At 61.6% G+C, this 469-nt stretch carries 1 protein-coding gene; it reads right to left on the minus strand.

Features of this window, described 5'->3' with window-relative positions:
• The coding region (istB, locus tag ESA94_RS21305) for an IS21-like element helper ATPase IstB (RefSeq protein ID WP_164972832.1) at positions 1-469 on the minus strand (469 nt) is incomplete at both ends.

Consider the following 469-nt stretch of genomic DNA (forward strand, 5'->3'; position numbering starts at 1 on the left):
CGTTTCCGGTTTCGAGGATGTGGCAGTGATGGGTGAGCCGATCGAGGAGGGCGGTGGTCATCTTGGCATCGCCGAACACGCTTGCCCATTCGCTGAAGCTGAGGTTTGTAGTGATGACGACGCTGGTGCGCTCGTAGAGTTTGCTGAGCAGATGGAACAGCAGCGCGCCGCCTGATGGACTGAACGGCAGATATCCGAGTTCATCGAGGATGACGAGGTCGGTGTAGAGCAGCCGGTTGGCGATCTGTCCAGCCTTGCCCTGGGCTTTCTCCTGTTCGAGGGCGTTGACCAGTTCGACGGTGGAGAAGAAGCGCACCCGCTTCCTGTGATGCTCGATGGCCTGGACGCCGAGCGCGGTGGCGACGTGCGTCTTTCCGGTACCCGGGCCGCCGACCAGCACGACATTGTCAGCCGCCTCGATAAACTCGCAGCGGTGAAGCTGGCGTACCAGCGCCTCGTTGACCTCGCT

Source organism: Lacibacter luteus (assembly GCF_004118265.1).
Classification (GTDB): domain Bacteria; phylum Bacteroidota; class Bacteroidia; order Chitinophagales; family Chitinophagaceae; genus Lacibacter; species Lacibacter luteus.